Origin of the sequence: Denitratisoma oestradiolicum, from assembly GCF_902813185.1 — a bacterium.
Classification (GTDB): domain Bacteria; phylum Pseudomonadota; class Gammaproteobacteria; order Burkholderiales; family Rhodocyclaceae; genus Denitratisoma; species Denitratisoma oestradiolicum.
Genome location: NZ_LR778301.1, coordinates 2,260,952 through 2,279,155, shown reverse-complemented (window position 1 = coordinate 2,279,155; position 18,204 = coordinate 2,260,952). Strand labels below are relative to the sequence as shown.

The following is an 18,204-nucleotide window of genomic DNA, read 5'->3' as shown; positions in this document are numbered from 1 at the left end:
CTTGGCTCCGTTAATTCTTTTTCACGTTAAGGGGAGGATGCAATGATTCGGGTAAAAAAATTGCAACGGGGTATCAGTCTGGGGGGGCTGCTGATGGCCTGCATCCTGCTCGGGGTCGTGGCCATGCTGGGCATGAAGGTGACTCCCGATGTTCTGGAGTATTTCGCGATCCAGAAAATCATCAAGTCCATGGCCCAGGAGCCGGGCTTGAAAGAGGGCGGCGTGTCTGAAATTCGCAAGGCTTTCGACAAGCGTGCCCCCATTGATCGTGTCGAGAGCATCAAGGGCGTGGATCTGGACATTTCCAAGGAAGAGGAGCAGATCGTGATTGCCTTTGCCTATCCCAAGAAGGTTCCGCTGTTCGGCAATGTCAGCCTGCTGATCGATTTCGAGGGCAGTTCGACCACCCAATGAAACCGGCGGCACTGCAACCAGCACTGGGTTACCGTTTTACCCGTTCGGAACTGCTGGTTCAGGCTCTGACGCATCGTAGTTACGGTTCTCCCCACAACGAGCGTCTGGAATTCCTGGGCGACAGTCTGCTCAATTGTGTGATCGCCGCCTTGTTGTTCGATGCCTTCCCCCAGTTGCGGGAGGGCGATCTCTCCCGTCTGCGGGCCAGTCTGGTGCGTCAGGAAACCCTGGCCGAGGTGGCTCTGTGCCTGCAATTGGGCGACTTCCTGCGCCTGGGGGAGGGGGAGTTGAAAAGCGGCGGATTCCGCCGTCCCTCCATACTGGCCGATGCCCTGGAAGCGATTTTCGGCGCCATCTACCTGGACAGCAACTTCGATGGCGTGGCTGGCGTCATCGCCGGGCTGTTCCGGCCTTTGCTGGATCGGGTCGATCCCAGCGATGCCGGCAAGGATGCCAAGACCGCGCTTCAGGAGTTTCTTCAGGCTCGCCACCTGCCCCTACCCCGCTACTTGCTGCGGACCACCCGGGGCGAGGCCCATGCCCAGGAGTTCGAGGTGGAGTGCGGTATTCCCGAACTGGGCATCATCAGCCAGGGAAGCGGACCCAGCCGCCGCGGCGCAGAACAGGCGGCGGCTCGCAGTGCTCTTGAAATGGCAAAATCAAAATGAATTTCCGTACCGGTTATCTGGCCATCGTCGGTCGCCCCAACGTGGGCAAATCCACCCTCAACAATCGTCTGGTGGGGGCCAAGGTCAGCATTACCTCGAAAAAGGCCCAGACCACCCGGCACCGCATCCACGGCATACTGACCACGGAGGACTGTCAATTCATCTTCGTGGACACCCCGGGTTTCCAGATGCAGCACCGCAATGCCCTCAACCGCATGATGAACCGCAGCGTCACCCAGACCCTGTCCGACGTGGATGTGGTGCTCTTCGTCATCGAAGCGGGACGCTGGGGCAGCGGTGAGGATGAAATCGTCACGGTGTTGCCGGACAATCGACCGGTGCTGCTGGTGATCAACAAGGTCGACCGCATGCAGGACAAGGGCCAGTTGCTGCCCTTCATGCAGAAAATGGCCGAGACCTATCCCTTCGCCGCCATCGTTCCCATCAGCGCGGAAAAAGGGCAGGGCGTGGATGAATTGCTCAAGGTGGCTGCCGGTCATCTGCCCGAGGCGCCTCCTGTTTTCGATGCCGACGACATTACTGACCGTTCCGAACGCTTCCTGGCGGCGGAAATGCTGCGGGAAAAACTCTTCCGCAACCTGGGGGAGGAACTGCCCTACGGCATCGCCGTGGAAATAGAGAAGTTCGAACAGGAAGGGAACCTGCGCCGCATCCACGCGGCCGTCATCGTGGACAAGCAGGCCCACAAGGGCATTGTGATCGGCAAGGACGGGGAGCGCCTGAAGCGCATTTCCACCGATGCCCGCAAGGACATGGAACAGCTATTCGGCGGTCGAGTCTGGCTGGAGACCTGGGTCAAGGTCAAGAGCGGCTGGGCCGACGATGAACGCGTCCTGAAATCCCTCGGTTACGAGTAATGCTGGCTCTTCCCCTGTCTCCCTTGTTTTCCCGGGGTGGCCCGGCTGAAGCGCGATGAGCGTCAAGCAGCGCCAGGACGACCAGCAGGCCTTTCTGCTTCATACTCATCCGTATAGCGAAACCAGCCTGATCCTGGATGTCTTTTCCCGGGACCACGGCCGTCTGGCGCTGCTGGCCCGGGGGGCTCGGCGTCCCCGCTCCGCCTTGCGTGGCGTGTTGATCGGCTTCCAGCGCCTGGAACTGGGCTGGTTCGGCGGTGGCGAAGTGAAGACCCTGGCCAAGGCAGAGTGGATGGGCGGCCTGCCGCTGCTGACCGGACGCTGTCTGCTGCTGGGCTATTATCTGAACGAACTGCTGCAAAAGCTGCTGCCCCGGGAGGATGCCCATCCCAGCCTGTTCGACGCCTACGGGGAAGCCCTGGCGGCCCTGGCCGGCGATGGGGCGGATGCGCCGGAACTGCGCCGCTTCGAAAAATCTCTGCTGAAGGAAATCGGCTACGGATTGAGCCTGGATCGGGAGGCAGATGGCACGCCGATCCGGCCGGACCGACGCTATCTCTACCTGGTGGAGCGGGGCGCCGTGGCCGCCCAGGAAAATGATGGCCTCCCCTCTTTGGCCGGCAAGACCCTGCTGGACCTGGAGGCCGATGACTATCGGGATCCTCGTACTCTGGCCGAGAGCAAGCTGTTGATGCGGCAACTGCTGGCCCACCATCTCAACGGACATGTGCTGCAATCGCGGCGGGTGTTCATGGACTTGCAGGAACTGTAACGCTCATGGAAGCCAATTTTCCGCTCCCGTCCTCCCCCTCTCCGGGGGAGGCGACGATGCCGGCTCGCTGCGCTCGAAAATTTAACTGCCGTTTCAATTTTCTGTTTCACGGTACGTAACTGTTTTGAATTGAAAGAATTTCCATGATTGATCTTGGCGTCAACATCGACCACGTGGCCACCCTGCGCCAGGCCCGGGGCACTGCCTATCCCGATCCCATCCGGGCAGCCCTGCTGGCCGAGCAGGCCGGCGCGGACCTGATCACCCTGCATCTGCGGGAAGACCGGCGCCACATCCAGGATCGGGATGTGGAGGCCCTGCGTCCTCTGCTCAAGACCCGGATGAATCTGGAAGCTGCCGTCACTGAGGAAATGCTGGCCTTTGCCCTGCGCATTCGGCCCCAGGATGTCTGCCTGGTGCCGGAGAAACGTCAGGAACTGACCACCGAAGGGGGGCTGGATGTGATGGGTGGCTTCGACCGGGTGCGGGATGCGGTGAGTCGTCTGAGCGAAGGCGGCATCCGCGTCTCCCTGTTCATCGACCCCGATCCGGTCCAACTGGACGCAGCCCGCAAGGCCGGGGCGCCGGTGGTGGAGATCCATACCGGCGCCTATGCCGAGGCCGAAGGGGAGGAGGCGCAAAGGGAACTGGGGCGCATCCGCCGCGCCGTGGCCCATGGCCTGACTCTGGGGCTGCGGGTCAATGCCGGTCATGGCCTGCATTTCGGCAATGTGGCCGCGATCGCCGCGATTCCCGGCATGGCCGAACTCAACATCGGCCACGCCCTGGTGGCGGACGCCATGTTCATGGGCTGGGAAGCCGCTATCCGGGAAATGAAGCGAGTGATGGTCGCGGCGGCAGGAGGCCGCCCGGCGTGATCCACGGCATCGGCACCGATCTGGCCGAGATCGCCCGCTTTGGCCTGCTTTTGCAGCGCCACGGCGAGCGCACCCTGGAAAAAATCCTGGCGCCATCGGAGCGGGAGGCCTGCCGCGCCAGCACCGATCCCGCGCGCTTTCTGGCCAAGCGCTTTGCTGCCAAGGAAGCCCTGGGCAAGGCCCTGGGCACCGGGGTGCGAGCCCCCCTGTTGCTGCCCGCCGTCGCCATCGGCCATGATGCCCTGGGCAAGCCCTGTTTCGAATTCGGTGAGGAACTGGCAGCCCTGTTTCAGCAGCGGGGCCTCACTTCCCATCTATCCCTTTCCGACGAGGGCGCTTACGCCCTGGCCTTCGTGATACTGGAACAAGCATGACATCCTCCATGCCCCTCGGTCCCCTGATGATCGACATTGCCGGCACTGCGCTTTCCGACCTGGATCGCTTGCGCTTGCGCCACCCCCTGGTGGGTGGCGTGATCCTGTTCAGTCGCAACTACCAGAGCCCGGATCAACTGACCGAGCTCTGCGCCGCCATCCACGACCTGCGTTCTCCACCGCTGCCCATCACCATCGATCACGAAGGTGGCCGGGTGCAGCGCTGCCGGGAGGGTTTCACCCGACTGCCGGCCATGGCGGCCCTGGGCCGGCGCTGGGAGCAGGACCCGAGCGCTGCCACGGCGGCGGCCCGGGCCATCGGCTATGTGCTGGCGGCGGAACTACGGGCCTGCGGTGTGGATTTCTCCTTCACCCCGGTGCTGGACCTGGACTGGGGACGCAGCGGCGTCATCGGCGACCGGGCCTTCCATCAGGACCCGGCAGTGGTGAGCGCCCTGGCCGGTGCTCTGATCGAAGGTCTCAAGGCCGCCGGCATGGGGGCCTGCGGCAAGCACTTCCCCGGCCATGGCTGGGTGGAGACCGATTCCCACGTGGCGATTCCGGTGGATGAGCGGGAGGCTGCTGCCATCGACGCGGACATGCAGCCCTATGCCCGGCTGGAACTGGATGCGGTGATGCCGGCCCATGTGATCTACCCCAAGGTGGATGCACGACCCGCCGGCTTTTCACCGGTATGGATAGCGAAACTGCGCCGCGCCTTCGGTTTCGACGGCGTGATCTTCAGCGACGACCTCTCCATGGAAGGGGCTTCCGTGGCCGGAGACATCGTGGCCCGGGCCGAGGCGGCCTGGACGGCGGGCTGCGACGTGCTGCTGGTGTGCAATGCTCCCGATGCGGTGGGAGAACTGCTGACCCGCTGGCGGCCGTCCCTGGAGCCGGTTCGTGGGGCCCGGCTGGGTCGCCTGTTGCCCACGGCGCCCGCCCTGTCCTGGGATGCACTGATTCAACAACCCCTTTACCAGGCCGGCCTTGCCGCCGCACGGGAACTGGGGGCAGGGGAGAACTGTCATGGCTGAAACCCGCTTGATTCACGGCTTCCATGCCGTCACCGCCAAATTGCGCCACGACCCGGAAGGGGTCAAGGAAATCTATCTGGCCGAGGACCGCCACGATGGCCGTGTCCGGGACCTGTTGAAACTGGCCGAGCATTGCGCTGTGCGGGTGCTGCCGGTGGCCAGTGCCCGCCTCGACGGCATGGCGCCGAACCATCAGGGTGTGGTGGCCCGGATCAGTGCCGTCCAGCGTCACATCACCCTGGACGACGTGCTCGACACCCTGGAGGAACCGGCCTTGTTGCTGGTGCTGGACGGCATCCAGGACCCCCACAACCTGGGGGCCTGCCTGCGGGTGGCGGATGGGGCCGGCGCCCATGCCGTGATCGCTCCCAAGGACCGGGCCGTGGGCCTGAATGCCACCGCCATCAAGGTGGCCAGTGGCGCCGCCGATACCGTGCCCTACATCACCGTCACCAACCTGGCCCGCAGCCTGCGGGAACTCAAGGAACGGGACATCTGGACCGTGGGTGCGGCCGGCGAGGCGGAGCGGGATCTCTACGCCGTGGACCAGCGCCGTTCCCTGGCCTGGGTGCTGGGAGCGGAAGGCGACGGCCTGCGCCGCCTGACCCGGGAAACCTGCGACGAACTGGCGCGCATACCCATGCTCGGCAGTGTCGAAAGCCTCAATGTTTCCGTGGCCACCGGCATCTGCCTGTTCGAGGCGCGGCGCCAGCGCAGGTAAAACTCAGCTATCCAGCCAGATGTCCAGTCCCTGGGCGTTTAGGTCGATATCCATGGCGAGGAATTTCAGCATGGGTTCGCCCTGCAGTGCCCAGCCCTGATTCGCAGCCTCCCGCAGAAACAACTCGACCAGTCCCGCCCGGATGCGTTCCTGTCGCTCTTCTCCCAGGGGCCGGCAGTGTTCCGCGACCGCCACATGAGCGTCGATGAGCCGGTGCAGGTCCGCCGTCAGGCGCGGCACATCCACCACCTGGGCGTAGTGGGTCAGGTAGAGGGCAGTAGGGTGGTAGCCGGCGATCATGTCCACCGTGCGGTGCAGGGCTGCTGCATCGAATTGGCTGGGGGAGGTGGTGGGAATGATGAACTGCCGGCCTCCGGCGTCGAAATGCCGATAGGACAGGCCGAAGGTGTCGCCGGTGAAGAAATGTCCGCTGCGGCTGTCCCGAATCACCATGTGGTGCTTGGCATGTCCCGGCGCATCCAGAAACAGCAGTTCCCGTCCGGCCAGGGACAGCGTGCTGCCATGGGCCGCCTCGATGATGCGGCCCGCCGCCACTGGCAGCAGTTCGCCATAGAGCCGGTCTGCTTCCTCCTCGCCATAGACCTCCTGCACGGCGGCGAAGAGCTTGCCTGGATCGGCCATGTGGCGGCTGCCCCGGGGGTGTACCACCAGTTGGGCCGAAGGAAAGGCCGCCATGGCCTGGCCAGCACCGCCGGCATGGTCCAGGTGGATGTGGGTCAGGATCACATAATCCACCTGCTCCCGGGCGATGCCCAGGGTCTCCATCTGGGCCAGCAGGCGGGGTATGCAAGCATTGGTGGCGGTGTCGATGACGGCCACGCGGCCCTGTTCCACGATCAGGTGAATGGCGTCGAAGCGCTCGCCGCCGTAGCCTGAATCGATGGCATGGATGCCGTGGTCGTAGGAGGTCAGAAATTCCATGATGTTCCTTTTTGCGCAAGCGACGGGGATGATAACCAGGCGACCCTAGGTTGACTATTCAAACTCTAGCGCCGGCCGCTTACGGGGAACTGTCTTGCCGGATGCCGCGGCATGTCCATCGTTGTCGCCAGCACCCCGGATCCTCGAACTGCTGAGAAGCACGGTTCTCCCACCGGGAAAACCGGATAATGGCGGCCGATTCATTTGCTGATTAGCGACATTCCTCAACCCATCGCCCAGGACCGTCATTCCGGGGCTGCACGAATGGGCAGAACCCGGAATCCAGGGGCTTTCTGCGTTGCGTTCTGGATTCCGGGTTCCGCTTCGCGGCCCCGGAATGACGTCGCTGACGTCTCGTCGCCAATCATGATTCGTTTTGAACGCTATTTTGGGATGCCCCTATGGAAATCAAGGTCAACTTTCTCGACAAGCTTCGTCTTGAAGCCAAGTTCGATGACTTCACGGTGGTGGCCGATCAGCCCATCCGCTACAAGGGCGATGGCTCGGCGCCGGGGCCATTCGATTATTTTCTGGCTTCATCGGCTTTGTGTGCGGCTTACTTCGTGAAGTTGTACTGCGAAACCCGCAATATTCCGACCGATAACATCCGCCTGTCGCAGAACAATATTGTCGATCCGGAAAATCGCTACCAGCAGATTTTGAAGATTCAGGTCGAGTTGCCGGCAGACATCTCCGACAAGGATCGGCAAGGCATCTTGCGCTCCATCGATCGTTGTACGGTGAAAAAGGTGGTGCAAACCGGACCTGAGTTTGTGATTGAGGAAGTGGAAAATCTGGATGTCGATGCCCAGGCATTGCTGACGCTGAATTCGGCTTCGGAAGCGAGTACCTATATTGCGGGCAAAGATCTACCCCTGGAGCAAACCATCGCCAATATGGCGGGGGTTCTGGCGGGCTTGGGCATGAAGATCGAAATCGCGTCGTGGCGCAATCTCGTTCCCAATGTATGGTCACTGCATATCCGCGATGCGCATTCGCCGATGTGTTTTACCAACGGCAAGGGTGCAACCAAGGAAAGTGCGTTGGCATCTGCCCTCGGTGAATTCATAGAACGGGCGAGTTGCAATCATTTCTACAACGACCAGTTTTGGGGTGAAGACATTGCCAACGTGGCGTTCGTGCATTACCCGAATGAACGCTGGTTCAAGCCTGGCCCTGAAGATGCGCTGCCGGTTGAAATACTCGATGAATACTGCCGGCAGATTTACAACGCCGATGGCGAGTTACGGGGCTCGCATCTGGTCGACACCAACTCCGGCAATGTGCAGCGCGGCATCTGTTCGCTGCCGTATGTCCGCCAGTCGGACGGCGAGGTGGTGTATTTCCCGTCCAACCTGATCGACAACCTGTTCCTCAGCAATGGCATGAGTGCCGGCAATACGCTGGCTGAAGCGCAGGTGCAATGTTTGTCGGAAATTTTCGAGCGGGCGGTCAAACGGGAAATCCTGGAAGGTGAAATCGCGCTGCCGGATGTGCCGCAGGAGGTACTGGCGAAATATCCCGGCATCCTGGCCGGCATCGAGGAGTTGGAAAAGCAGGGCTTCCCGGTGCTGGTGAAGGATGCGTCCCTGGGCGGGGAGTTTCCGGTGATGTGCGTCACCTTGATGAACCCGCGAACGGGGGGTGTGTTTGCGTCGTTCGGGGCGCACCCGAGCCTGGAGGTGGCGCTGGAACGCAGTCTGACGGAGCTGCTGCAGGGGCGCAGTTTTGAAGGCCTGAACGATTTGCCGCGGCCCACCTTTGAAAGTAACGCCGTGACTGAGCCGAATAACTTTGTTGAACACTTTATCGACTCCAGCGGCGTGGTGTCGTGGCGCTTTTTCAGCGCCAAAGCGGATTACGATTTTGTCGAATGGGACTTTTCCGGCCAGGGTCACAGCACAAAAATGCGCTCCAATGCCGAGGAAGCCGCAACGCTGTTCGGCATTCTCGAAGACATGGGCAAGGAAGTGTACATGGCGGTGTATGACCAACTCGGTGCAACGGCCTGCCGCATCCTGGTGCCGGGTTATTCGGAAATTTATCCGGTCGAGGATCTGGTCTGGGACAACACCAACAAGGCACTGTTGTTCCGCGCCGATATCCTGAACTTGCATCGTCTGGATGATGCCGGCCTGGAGGCATTGCTCGAACGTCTGGAGGACAGCGAGCTGGATGATTACACCGACATCATCACCTTGATCGGCATCGAGTTCGACGAGAACACGGCCTGGGGTCAGCTCACGATTCTGGAGTTGAAGCTGCTGATTCATCTCGCCTTGCAGCACTTTGAAGCGGCGCAAGCGCTGGTGGGAACCTTCCTGCAATACAACGAAAACACGGTCGAGCGCGGATTGTTTTATCAGGCCTTGAATGTGGTGCTGGAGGTGTTGTTGGACGACGATCTGGATCTGGACGATTACGTGGTCAATTTCCGTCGGATGTTCGGCGACCCGCGGATGGACGCGGTGCTGGGCTCAGTGGACGGCAGTGTGCGCTTCTTCGGCTTGACCCCAACGAGCATGAAACTGGAAGGGCTCGATAGGCACCAGCGTTTGATCGACAGCTACAAAAAACTGCACACGGCGCGGGCCAATGGGGCGGCTTTATCCAGTTAGGGTTACGAGTCATGGCTGGATCAGATGCGATACGGCGATCAGCAGGACGGAACTCCTCGGCTATCTTCGGTCGGGCTTTCTTTCGCTACACTGGCTGGTCTGATACGCACCCATACCTATTCCCGCAGGAGAAATCGCGTGGCTGAAAACTTGACTCGCGGCCTGGCAACCCTGGCCGTTCATGGCAGTTCCCAGCAGGATGTCTACGGCAGCCCTTACACGCCGATCTACAACACCACCACCTTTGCCTTTCCCTCCACCGCCGACCTGCTGGATGTAGTGGAGGGCAGGGCAGCGGGACCCCTCTATACCCGCTACGGCCTGAACCCCAGCATCTTCGCCCTGGAGGAGACTCTGGCCGGCTTGGAAGGGGCGGAGCTGGCCTGGGCCTTCTGTTCCGGCATGGCGGCGGAAACAGCCCTGTTCCTGACCCACGGCCGGGACGGCATCGTCTGTGTCGGCGATGCCTACGGCGGCACCCTGGAGCTGCTCGGGACACAGCTGCCCCTGCTGGGCATCAAGACCCATCTGATCCTCGGTCATGAACTGGAGCGCCTGGATCAACTGCTGGCCGCTGGCGTGAAGCTGGTTTTCTTCGAGACTCCGACCAATCCCGCCCTGGACATCTTCGATATCCGCGCCATTGCCGCCAGGGCCCATGCCCACGGCGCCCGGGTCGCGGTGGACAACACTTTCGCCTCTCCCGTCAATCAGCGCCCCCTGGAACTGGGTGCCGATCTGGTGGTGCATAGTGCCACCAAGTTCCTGGGTGGCCACAGCGATCTCACCGCCGGTGTACTCATGGGATCGAAGGAACTGCTGATGCCGGTCTGGAACTGGCGCAAGAACCTGGGCTCCACGATCTCCCCGGAGACCGCCTCGCTGCTTTCCCGCAGCCTGCGCACCCTGGTCGTCCGGGTCAGGCAGCAGAACGCAGCAGCCCAGGCCGTCGCCGAAGCCATGGCCAGGCATCCGGGGATCGCTCGGGTGTTCTATCCCGGCCTGCCCGAGTTTTCTGGACACGCCCTGGCGAAGGCGCAGATGCATGGCTTTGGCGGCATGGTGACCATAGAGGTGAAGGGGGATGGCGACGTCGCTGCCCGCGTCGCCGATCGCCTGGGCCTCTTTGCCCTGGCGCCCAGCCTGGGGGGAGCAGAAAGTCTGGTTACCCAACCTTGCACTACGACCCATCATGGCCTGTCCGCGGAAGAGCGCGCCCGACGCGGCATTTCGGACGCAATGCTGCGGCTCTCCATCGGACTGGAAGATCCGGCTGACCTGATCGCGGACCTGGAACAGGCCTTGCGGTGATAAGCGGGTTTCCTGGCGGGGGCCGACGGCCTTGATTTTTTTCGGTAACTGTAAAAAAATACAGTTACCGGAGCCGGGACGTCTCCCGGAACATCTAGGACCGCTCATGGACTTCAATCTCACGCCGCGCCAGCAGGAAATCCTCGACTTCATCCGCAGCAGCCTGGAGGTGCTGGGAGCGCCGCCCACCCGTACCGAAATCTGCAATGCCTTTGGCTTTGCTTCGCCCAATGCCGCCGAGGACCACTTGAAGGCCTTGGCGAAAAAGGGTGCCATTGTGCTGGAGGCTGGCTCGGCCCGGGGCATACGCCTAGTGGAGCAGTTGGGCCTGCCCCTGGTGGGCTCGGTGGCCGCCGGCAGCCCCCTGCTGGCGGTGGAAAACCAGTTGGGCCGGGTCCAGGTGCAGGCTGACTTGTTCAGTCCCCAGGCGGATTACCTGCTCAAGGTGCGGGGCAACAGCATGGTGGATGTGGGCATCCTGGATGGCGACCTGCTGGCGGTGCATAAGACCGGCGAGGCCAGGAGCGGCCAGATCGTCGTCGCCCGCCTGGGGGACGAGGTCACGGTCAAGCGCCTCAGGCGCCAGGGTCGACGGATTGAGCTGGTGGCCGAGAATCCGGATTTCCCACCCATCCTGGTGGATGGGCCCCTGGCCATCGAGGGCATCGCCGTGGGTTTGATCCGTAACGGGAAACTTCACTGATTTGCCCCTCATTGCCGCGGCCCGGATAATCCTCCCCGTGAAATATTCGGTTTCAATCGATGGCAAGCTGGACGGCACAAGGAAAGGCGCCATTCATCGGGCGGCTGCCGTATATCTGCCGGATGAGTTTCTGTATTCTCTGCGGCGGTACTGGAGCGGGCAAGGAAGGCCCGGAAAACCTCATTGAGCGGGAGTCGGCATTATTCGTAGTTCGTCCAACATTGTTTCGCCATCCGGTTTTCGGCAGGCGCTGAGCGCCCTGCGGCGGTGCTTTCCGGATCGTTTCCGTCTGGTACTGCTGGTCTATGTCTTCGCCCTGGCCAGCTTTCAAGTCACGCGACTGATCCTTGCCTCCGGCTTTCCCATCGGCGGTTCCTGGTGGGGATTTCCGGCCAGTTTCCTGGTGGGCCTGATTTTCGATCTTGCCGCCGCCAGTTTTTTCGTCGCGCCGTTCTGGCTTACCCTGGCCCTGTTGCCCAATCGGGTGGCGGCCTGGCGAGTCACCCGTCTGCTCGGCCTGGCCTGGTTCGCCGCGACGATCTTCGCTCTGCTGTTCCTCATTGTCGCCGAATGGGTCTTCTGGGAGGAGTTCGGCGGCCGTTTCAATTTCATTGCGGTGGACTACCTGATCTACACCCAGGAAGTCATCGGCAATATCTGGCAGAGCTATCCGGCCGGCAAGATACTCCTGGGTATCGCTGTTCTGGCCCTGTCGATGGCGGCCCTGGCCGGCCGGCAACTCTGGTCCGGGCTGGCGATGCCCCTGGGGTTCAGGGCGCGTCTTGCCGGTCTGGTCCTGGCCCTGGCGGTGCCCCTGGCGGCGTTGCTATGGCTGGATTCCGGCCTGAAGAACCGCTTCGACAGCGAGGGCCAGAACGAACTGGCAGGCAATGGTCCCTGGGAGTTTTTTGCCGCGCTGCATAACAACGAGCTGGATTACCTGCGCCATTATCGGACGCTCCCTGAAGCCAGGGCAGAGGCCCTGGTGCATCACATGCTGGAAGGAGAGCGGGGAAAGTGGCGGTCCAGGGAAGGCCTGGACCTGATGCGCCATGTCAATGCCGGGGGCGTGTTACCGCGGCCCAATGTGGTCCTGATCAGCGTCGAGAGCCTCGGGGCGGAATTTCTCGGTAGTTGGGGGGACCGCCGGGGCCTGACACCAAATCTTGATGCCCTGGCCCGGGACAGCCTGGTGCTGGGCAATGTCTTTGCCACCGGGAACCGGACCGTGCGTGGGCTGGAAGCCTTGTCCCTGTCGATACCGCCGACCCCAGGCCAGTCCATCGTCAAGCGCCCGGGCAACCGGCATCTGGCCACCCTCGGGGCGGTCTTCGAGGACGCTGGCTACGAATCGCTTTTCCTGTACGGCGGCTATGGCTATTTCGACAATATGAACACCTATTTTTCGACCAACGACTATCAGGTGTTCGATCGCACCGCGGTCCGACCCGAAGTGATCCATCACGAAAACATCTGGGGGGTGGCCGACGAGGATCTGTTCGACTCCGCCATCGAGCGATTCGATCGTATTCATGCCAATGGCAAGCCTTTCTTTGCTCATCTGATGACCACCAGCAATCATCGTCCCTATACCTACCCGGCAGGTCGCATCGATATCCCTTCAGGGAGCGGTCGGGAAGGCGCCGTCAAATACACCGACTGGGCCATCGGCCACCTGATGGAAGTTGCCCGCCAAAAGCCCTGGTTCGACGATACCCTGTTCGTGATCACCGCCGACCATGGCGCCAACGCCCGGGGAGCGGGCGCCATCCCCGTCGCCAGTTACCGGATCCCGGCGATGTTTTACGCCCCACGCTGGATTGCGCCCCGGCGCCATGACCGTCTGGCCTCCCAGATCGACATTCCACCTACCTTGCTGGGGCTGATCGGGCTGCCCTACGACAGCAAGTACATGGGCTTCGACCTGCTGCGTTCGTCTCCGGCGGCCGACCGGGCCTTCGTCGCCAATTACCAGACCCTGGGCTATCTGCGGGATGGCCGCATGGTCACCCTGAAGCCCAAGCGCAAGGTCGACGTGGTTGCCAGTCCGCTAGTGCCGCGCCGGCCGGGCCAGGCGTTGAGCGATGAGGCCCTGGTGGAGGAGGCGATTGCCTGGTATCAGACGGCTTCCATGTTCTACCGCAATGGATTCGAACGGGACGAGGACCATCCCGCCGAACATTGACCGTCTCTCGATAACGAAAAACGAGCTTTCCCGCAGGGTCGCCCTGACCGAAGGAAATCCCTGTGGAACAAGGGAAAGCAGCGGGCGGCGCCAGTTTCAAGCCATCGGTGCTGCCACGGAGTGCCCTGTAATATCGAGCAGAGTGAGCCGTATCGAACCCCTCGGAGGGGGCAAGCCTTTCCATGATGGGGATGTTATCCTCATCATGAAAGTTGGCGCCAGATCAGTAGCCCACGCTGAGGTCTATGCCGTAGGTTCTGGGTTGCTGGAAGGTGCCGGTTATGTTGTTTCCGCCCAGCGTGTAGATGTAATCCGGCTTGTCGTTATTCAGCAGGTTGCGGCCCCACAGCGACACCGCGGCTGTCCCATGGGCGCCCAGCCTGATCTCGCGCAGGGTAAAGCGGGCACTCAACAGGGTCTGGGCCTTTACTATCGCCTGTCGGTCCAGGGTCGGATTGGCAATTTCCGGATTGCCGTAGGCATCCAGCGTGCCGCAGCCCAGTGCGACCTGGGACAGTCCGGCTGGGCAACTCAGGTGGCGGATATCATCTCGCCAACTGGCATCCATCCGGAAACTGGGACGAACACCGTTCGCCAGTCGCTGGAATTCATAATCGAACCCGAAGGAAGCCGTCTGCCTGGGCTGTGAGGTTCTTATCTGACCGTCGGTCTTGACCCGCGTATAGCCGTAGGAACCGTTCAGGGTCAGTCCCTCCATCGGTACATAGGTCAGCTCCAGCTCTACACCATCGGACCTGGACTTGCCCACGTTCTGCAAGACGTAGCCAGTCGCAGCGAAGCCTTCGATTTGCAGGTCCCGGCGCTTCATTTCATAGAGGGCCGCGTTGAAGCGCAGGCTGTTATCCATGAAACTGCCCTTGAAACCCGCCTCGTAGGACTTGGCGGTCTCCGGCTGGAAGGCGGTTCCTTGCAGGATGCCCCCCGACACGAAACCCGTGGCGTACTTTGCATAGACGTTCATGCCCGGCGCGATCCGGTAGGTCGCCGACAGATCGTAGTCGTTGTGGCTGCCGCGGTAGCGGAAATCCCGGCCATTCGTTCCGGGAAGAAACACCGGGACGCCCCAGGGGCGGAGATCGAGATGGCCTGCGGCCATGACGTGCTCCTGCCGGTCATCCCAGGTGCGCCGCAAGCCGCCGCTGAAGTCCCACTGATCCCTATGCCAGGTGCCGTGCACGTACAGGGCTTGGGACTGGTTGTCCGTCTTCACCTTCTGGCCGATGTAGTAGTCCGTGTCGGGATTGAGGGTGTAGGTCACCTCCGGGGCAATCCCGCCAAAAAATGGACCTGGCAAGATTGGGTTGTCCAGCTTGGCTTTTTCCTCGAACAGGAACAGGCCTGCGATCCAGTCGAGGTTCCCGCGCTTGCCCAGCAACTGGAATTCATGGGAGGACTGATGCTGATCCTCTTCCCTCAGGGATATGCCCGGGCTCCAGTAGCGGATGCCGTCGCTCCATAGCCCGGCGCCGTAATAACCGTCCAGGCCGTAGCTGATGTCGAACTTGCGGAAGCCGCCGATGTATTTGGCGCTCAGTTCGGGAGCGAGTTCGTACTCCGCGGTGATCGAGTGGCCCTCCACTTTCATGATGCTCGGGCTTTCAAACGCGGCCGGAAGACTTTCCATGAAATGGAAACCCATTGGTGCCGAGACCTCGACAAAGCCGGCGGGCGGTGTTTGGGGGGCGAGGCTCATCGACTGACGGTAAGGTATCGTCATCCGGTTCTTGCTGTAATCGTACTTGTAGTCGAGCTTCAGGCCCGGCACGCCGGCATAGCGCAGGCTGATGAGCGCCAGATCGTTGTCGTTGGCGCCGCCGGTTTCGCTGATCGTCATGGAATCGAACCCATCGGAAAAATGGTAGGTGTTCCTGGGGGCGCTGTTCCTGACATAGCCGTCGTTCTGGTGATGACCCAGGGTGACGCGGGCCGACAGGCCGTTCCACTCGGGCAGGTCGAGAGAAAACTTCTGCCGGCGATCGTTGAAGTTGCCGAAGCCCAGTTCGCCATGGAAACCGAACTGGCCGGAAGGCGAGGTGGTGATCAGGTTGACCGCGCCCCCGGTGGAGTTGCGGCCGAACAGGGTGCCTTGGGGGCCCCGCATCACTTCCACCTGGGCCAGGTCGGCGATGTCGAAGGCGGTGGCGCTCAGGCGGCCCAGATACACGCCATCCACATAGATGCCTATGCCCGCATCCACCTGGGGATTCAGGGAACTGTTGGTGATGCCGCGGAAGTGCGACACGGCCACCATGCTGCCCGCCTGCTGACGGATATCGACGTTCGGGATATGCCGGGCCACGCCGATCAGGCCGTCGATCTTCAGGTCCGCCAGATCCTTGGCGCCGATGGCCGTGATCGAGGTCGGCACGTCCTGCAGATTCTCTTCCTTGCGCCGGGCGGTGACGACGATCTCCGCCAGGCCCTGGATGCGCATCAGCGCTGCCTCGTCACTGTCGGCCGCCTGGGCGGCGACATCGGTACTCAGCATCCAGGCCGGCGCGCCAAGCGCCATCAGAATGCAGCGAACAAGCAAGCTACGGACAGGGACTTTCATCTGACTATCCTTTCCACCAGGGAAACTTCGCTTCACGGTGCTGCATCTGCCATTGTGCTGGCGTCATCAGGTTACAGGCAGGCCGACACAGGCAACTCTGGCATACCTATCATTCAGGTCATCATCGAAGTCCGATTATGGCATTCATCAGCCCTTCGGCGGCCCGGCCTTGGCTTCCAATTGCTCCCAACGTTCCAGCAAGACCAGCAATTCAGCCTCGATTTCGCCCAGGCGGGCGGCGATCCGGGTGCCTTCGGCGGCCGGTCCGGCGTGGCTGGCCGGGTCCTCCAGGCGTGCTGCCAGGGCGGCCTGCTCGGTTTCCAGGGCTGAGATGTGGTCGGGCAGGGATTCCAGTTCCTTTTGTTCTTTCCAGCTCAGTTTTTCGGTTTTGGCTCTGACGGGTGCAGCCCTTTTTTCGCTGTCCGCTTTGCTGGAGGCGGAGGTGATGATGGCAGGGGCTGCCGACTTTCGCATGCGCTGCCAGTCTTCGTAGCCACCCACGTATTCTCCCCAACGGCCTTCGCCTTCATAGGCGATGGTCTGGGTCACCACGTTGTCGAGGAAGGCCCGGTCGTGGCTGACCAGGAACAGGGTGCCGCTGTAGTCCTGGAGCAGTTGTTCCAGCAGTTCCAGGGTTTCGATGTCCAGGTCGTTGGTGGGTTCGTCCAGCACCAGCACGTTGGCGGGCCGGGCGAAGAGCCGGGCCAGCAAGAGGCGGTTGCGTTCGCCGCCGGAGAGGGACTTCACCGGCGAGCGGGCACGGGCCGGGGCGAAGAGGAAGTCTTCCAGATAGCCGATGACGTGCTTGCGTTCGCCATTGATCTCCACATAGTCGGAACCGGGTGAGATCACCTCTGCCAGGGTGGCCTCCGGGTCCAGGGCGGTGCGGAACTGGTCGAAATAGGCCACTTCCTGCCGGGTGCCCAGGCGCAACTGTCCGGCATCCGGTTCCAGTTCTCCCAAGATCAGACGCAGCAGCGTGGTCTTGCCGGCACCGTTGGGGCCGATCAGGCCGATCTTGTCGCCCCGCAAGATACGGGTGGAAAAATCCCGGACCACCGGCTTGGCGCTGAAGGACTTGCTGACGCCGTGCAGCTCAGCCACCAGTTGGCCGCTTTTTTCCCCGGCATCCAGGCTCAGTCGGGCCTGGCCCATGCGCTCCCGGCGGGCGGCCCGCTCCCGGCGCAACTGGTCCAGACGCTGGACCCGGAACACGGCCCGGGTGCGACGGGCCTCCACGCCCTTGCGTATCCAGATTTCCTCCTGGGCCAGCAGCTTGTCGAAGCGGGCCTGCTCCAGGGCCTCGTCCTGGAGCATCTGGGCCTTGCGTTCCTGGTAGGCGGTGAAGGTGCCGGGAAAGCTCGTCAGCCGGCCCCGGTCCAGTTCCACGATGCGGGTGGCCAGACGGTCCAGGAAGCGCCGGTCATGGGTGATGAACAACAGGCTGATGCCGGATTCCAGCAGCAGGTTTTCCAGCCATTCGATGGCCCCCAGGTCCAGGTGGTTGGTGGGCTCGTCCAGCAGCAGCACCTCGGGTTCGGTGGCCAGGGCCTGGGCCAGGGCCAGACGTTTTTTCTGGCCCCCGGAGAGGCTGCCCACCCGGGCCTCCGGGTCCAGGTCGAAGCGCTGGATGGCCCGTTCCGCCTGGCGGGCGGCGGACCAGGCGCCCAGAGACTCCAGTTCTTCCTGGAGCAGGTTGAGTTTGGCCAGGAGGGCTTCGTGGTCACCGCTGGATTCCGACAACTGATGGGAAACCTGATGCCATTCGGCCAGCAGGCGGGTAGCGGCCCCCATGCCGGCCACCACGGCCTCGAAGACGCTCTGTTCCGGCGTGAAGGGGGGCTCCTGGGGCACATAGGCCAGCCGCAGGCCCGGTTGGCGCCAGACCTGGCCGTCATCCAGACTGCCTTCTCCGGCCAGGGCCGCCAGCAAGGAGGATTTGCCGCTGCCGTTGCGGCCGATCAGAGCCACTCGCTCACTGGCGTCCAAAAGGAACTCCGCGTGATCGAGCAGAGCCACGTGACCATAGGCAAGGCAGGCTTGGGTGAGGGACAGCAGAGGCATGGGCGGCGCAGATGCGGGAAGGGGCTGCGATTATAGGCGGGCCCATCTGGATGGGATCGTTCCC

General features: G+C 62.3%; 15 protein-coding genes. 12 read left to right on the top strand and 3 right to left on the bottom strand.

Translation table 11 applies throughout. The features are described 5' to 3' along the window. The first annotated feature begins 42 nt into the window (after window positions 1-42). The 8 genes from DENOEST_RS10405 (at window position 43) to rlmB (ending at window position 5,742) form a co-directional block, all read left to right on the top strand. Entirely contained in the window at window positions 43-414 is a 372-nt protein-coding gene (locus DENOEST_RS10405) for a DUF4845 domain-containing protein (protein WP_145770902.1), read from the top strand. Continuing rightward, window positions 411-1,082 carry a ribonuclease III gene (gene rnc, locus DENOEST_RS10400; protein ID WP_145770901.1) on the top strand — a complete coding sequence of 224 codons (672 nt, stop codon included), beginning with the start codon at window positions 411-413 and terminating at the stop codon, window positions 1,080-1,082. The genes DENOEST_RS10405 and rnc overlap by 4 nt, the downstream gene beginning before the upstream one ends. Continuing rightward, the gene (gene era, locus DENOEST_RS10395) at window positions 1,079-1,960 is read left to right on the top strand and encodes a GTPase Era (protein ID WP_145770900.1); all 882 of its coding nucleotides are present in this window, start codon (window positions 1,079-1,081) and stop codon (window positions 1,958-1,960) included. The genes rnc and era overlap by 4 nt, the downstream gene beginning before the upstream one ends. A 55-nt stretch (window positions 1,961-2,015) precedes the next feature. Next, window positions 2,016-2,732 carry a DNA repair protein RecO gene (recO, locus tag DENOEST_RS10390; protein ID WP_145770899.1) on the top strand — a complete coding sequence of 239 codons (717 nt, stop codon included), beginning with the start codon at window positions 2,016-2,018 and terminating at the stop codon, window positions 2,730-2,732. Window positions 2,733-2,875: 143 nt separating this feature from the next. Next, window positions 2,876-3,610, top strand: a complete 735-nt coding sequence (gene pdxJ, locus DENOEST_RS10385) for a pyridoxine 5'-phosphate synthase (RefSeq protein WP_145770898.1) — start codon at window positions 2,876-2,878, stop codon at window positions 3,608-3,610. Continuing rightward, window positions 3,607-3,984 (top strand): holo-ACP synthase, encoded by a 378-nt coding sequence (gene acpS / locus DENOEST_RS10380; RefSeq protein WP_145770897.1) that lies wholly within the window; start codon window positions 3,607-3,609, stop codon window positions 3,982-3,984. The genes pdxJ and acpS overlap by 4 nt, the downstream gene beginning before the upstream one ends. A gap of 8 nt (window positions 3,985-3,992) precedes the next feature. After that, the gene (gene nagZ, locus DENOEST_RS10375; RefSeq protein WP_197970722.1) at window positions 3,993-5,021 is read left to right on the top strand and encodes a beta-N-acetylhexosaminidase; all 1,029 of its coding nucleotides are present in this window, start codon (window positions 3,993-3,995) and stop codon (window positions 5,019-5,021) included. Then, on the top strand, window positions 5,014-5,742 hold the full coding sequence (gene rlmB, locus DENOEST_RS10370; protein WP_145770896.1) for a 23S rRNA (guanosine(2251)-2'-O)-methyltransferase RlmB: 729 nt from the start codon (window positions 5,014-5,016) through the stop codon (window positions 5,740-5,742). Before nagZ ends, rlmB begins: the two co-directional genes overlap by 8 nt. Window positions 5,743-5,745: 3 nt before the next feature. Here the strand turns inward: rlmB and DENOEST_RS10365 are convergent, their stop codons facing one another. After that, window positions 5,746-6,684 carry an MBL fold metallo-hydrolase gene (locus DENOEST_RS10365; RefSeq protein ID WP_145770895.1) on the bottom strand — a complete coding sequence of 313 codons (939 nt, stop codon included), beginning with the start codon at window positions 6,682-6,684 and terminating at the stop codon, window positions 5,746-5,748. 401 nt (window positions 6,685-7,085) lie between these two features. On the opposite strand from DENOEST_RS10365, the gene DENOEST_RS10360 reads away from it, so the two are divergent. The 4 genes from DENOEST_RS10360 (at window position 7,086) to DENOEST_RS10345 (ending at window position 13,501) form a co-directional block, all read left to right on the top strand. Then, window positions 7,086-9,302, top strand: coding sequence for an OsmC domain/YcaO domain-containing protein (locus DENOEST_RS10360; RefSeq protein WP_145770894.1), 2,217 nt, complete (start codon window positions 7,086-7,088; stop codon window positions 9,300-9,302). A gap of 138 nt (window positions 9,303-9,440) precedes the next feature. Beyond that, a complete protein-coding gene (locus tag DENOEST_RS10355) occupies window positions 9,441-10,613 on the top strand; it encodes a trans-sulfuration enzyme family protein (RefSeq protein WP_145770893.1) in 1,173 nt (390 codons plus the stop codon). A gap of 106 nt (window positions 10,614-10,719) precedes the next feature. Continuing rightward, entirely contained in the window at window positions 10,720-11,316 is a 597-nt protein-coding gene (gene lexA / locus DENOEST_RS10350) for a transcriptional repressor LexA (RefSeq protein WP_145770892.1), read from the top strand. Window positions 11,317-11,719: 403 nt separating this feature from the next. Further along, window positions 11,720-13,501 carry an LTA synthase family protein gene (locus tag DENOEST_RS10345; protein WP_145770891.1) on the top strand — a complete coding sequence of 594 codons (1,782 nt, stop codon included), beginning with the start codon at window positions 11,720-11,722 and terminating at the stop codon, window positions 13,499-13,501. Between the two features lie 223 nt (window positions 13,502-13,724). On the opposite strand, the gene DENOEST_RS10340 is transcribed toward DENOEST_RS10345, so the two are convergent. Both DENOEST_RS10340 and DENOEST_RS10335 read right to left on the bottom strand, forming a co-directional pair. After that, on the bottom strand, window positions 13,725-16,076 hold the full coding sequence (locus tag DENOEST_RS10340; RefSeq protein WP_145770890.1) for a TonB-dependent receptor: 2,352 nt from the start codon (window positions 16,074-16,076) through the stop codon (window positions 13,725-13,727). A gap of 147 nt (window positions 16,077-16,223) precedes the next feature. Beyond that, the gene (locus DENOEST_RS10335) at window positions 16,224-18,140 is read right to left on the bottom strand and encodes an ATP-binding cassette domain-containing protein (protein WP_145770889.1); all 1,917 of its coding nucleotides are present in this window, start codon (window positions 18,138-18,140) and stop codon (window positions 16,224-16,226) included. Window positions 18,141-18,204: the final 64 nt, after the last annotated feature.

Excerpts from the sequence above, each read along its gene's own strand:
- nagZ (WP_197970722.1), top strand. The coding sequence starts at position 3,993 with ATGCCCCTCGGTCCCCTGATGATCGACATTGCCGGCACTGCGCTTTCC.
- recO (WP_145770899.1), top strand. The coding sequence starts at position 2,016 with ATGAGCGTCAAGCAGCGCCAGGACGACCAGCAGGCCTTTCTGCTTCAT.
- DENOEST_RS10405 (WP_145770902.1), top strand. The coding sequence starts at position 43 with ATGATTCGGGTAAAAAAATTGCAACGGGGTATCAGTCTGGGGGGGCTG.
- lexA (WP_145770892.1), top strand. The coding sequence starts at position 10,720 with ATGGACTTCAATCTCACGCCGCGCCAGCAGGAAATCCTCGACTTCATC.
- era (WP_145770900.1), top strand. The coding sequence starts at position 1,079 with ATGAATTTCCGTACCGGTTATCTGGCCATCGTCGGTCGCCCCAACGTG.
- DENOEST_RS10365 (WP_145770895.1), bottom strand. The coding sequence starts at position 6,684 with ATGGAATTTCTGACCTCCTACGACCACGGCATCCATGCCATCGATTCA.
- rlmB (WP_145770896.1), top strand. The coding sequence starts at position 5,014 with ATGGCTGAAACCCGCTTGATTCACGGCTTCCATGCCGTCACCGCCAAA.
- DENOEST_RS10360 (WP_145770894.1), top strand. The coding sequence starts at position 7,086 with ATGGAAATCAAGGTCAACTTTCTCGACAAGCTTCGTCTTGAAGCCAAG.
- DENOEST_RS10335 (WP_145770889.1), bottom strand. The coding sequence starts at position 18,140 with ATGCCTCTGCTGTCCCTCACCCAAGCCTGCCTTGCCTATGGTCACGTG.
- rnc (WP_145770901.1), top strand. The coding sequence starts at position 411 with ATGAAACCGGCGGCACTGCAACCAGCACTGGGTTACCGTTTTACCCGT.
- pdxJ (WP_145770898.1), top strand. The coding sequence starts at position 2,876 with ATGATTGATCTTGGCGTCAACATCGACCACGTGGCCACCCTGCGCCAG.
- DENOEST_RS10340 (WP_145770890.1), bottom strand. The coding sequence starts at position 16,076 with ATGAAAGTCCCTGTCCGTAGCTTGCTTGTTCGCTGCATTCTGATGGCG.